General features: G+C 53.4%; 1 protein-coding gene. It reads right to left on the bottom strand.

Annotated features, from left to right (window positions below):
* On the bottom strand, positions 1–923 hold a 923-nt coding region (locus tag NIG5292_RS14425), incomplete at its 3' end, for a site-specific integrase (protein ID WP_048600227.1).
* Positions 924–1,040 lie beyond the last annotated feature (117 nt).

Genomic DNA, 1,040 nt, shown 5'->3' with positions numbered 1-1,040 from the left:
AACACGGGCAGATCGACACGCTGTTTAAGTAAATCTTCGAATGGGATATGCCTAATGTCCTCTGATCGCTCATGGATGCGCTTGAGGTAGTTAATTGTGCCCGACCTGCAGATGATGTCCCTGCGCCCAGTCTTGCCTGACACGCTCATTTCTAGATACTGCAGGTCTTTCTCCTCAAACAGGGTCACATGCTTCCACTTGAGGTTCAGCGCCTCTGTGCCGTGCCTCATGCCCGTATTGGCCATGATCAACACATAGTCCCGCATTAGGTGCCGCATATCCGTGGGTTTGCCTGCCTTGCCTGCGTTGATCCAGCTGGGCAGCTTGCGGATGAGCGTGGCGTATTCTTCGCGGGTGAAGTCTGGGCGGCGTTCGCTCTTCTCACCACGGTTTACCAGCAGTGGCACATTCTTGTGCGCGATAAAGCCCCGCGCGACCGCTTCTTCAAACACTCGGTTCATGGCTGAGTTATGTGTGTTTAGCGTTGAGGCCTTTGGCTCACGACCCATCTTAGCCCGCCGCCACTCGTAGAACTGTTGCACCTTCTCATAATCAATGGTGGTCACAAACTGTGCCCCAAAGAAGGGGATCAGGTAACGCTCAATACACACGATGTAGTCTGCAAACACTTTACGCCCCAAGCCTGCGTCCAGCTGTTTGCGCATATCTGCAATGGCCAGCTTAGCCACATCAGAGAACTTCTTAGTCACAACAGGCAGATCGTTTTTGTGGCGGAACTTGTATTCCAAATAAGTGTCGCGGGCATACTCCTTGGCCTCAGCCAAATCGCGCTTTCCGGTACTGATGCGAATAGTGTGCCCATCAATCACAAAGGCAGCTTGCCAGCGCTTGCTGCGCTCACGCCGATACACACGCACCTCGCCGTCCAGTATCAGATGTGTATCGTCACGCAGCTGCCGCATGTCCCGCTCCTCAGCACAACACTACGGCAGGGCGTACCGACAAGTCTACGGAAGTGTGTGTTTGATCGAGCTAGGTGTTCTCGTTGGCATTTACAGCTAAAACCTCAAGCTCTTCTT

This window comes from Nereida ignava, from assembly GCF_001049735.1.
In the GTDB taxonomy this organism is placed as follows: domain Bacteria; phylum Pseudomonadota; class Alphaproteobacteria; order Rhodobacterales; family Rhodobacteraceae; genus Nereida; species Nereida ignava.
Note: the sequence above shows the minus strand (reverse complement) of the source record. Positions and strands in the feature narration are given on the sequence as shown.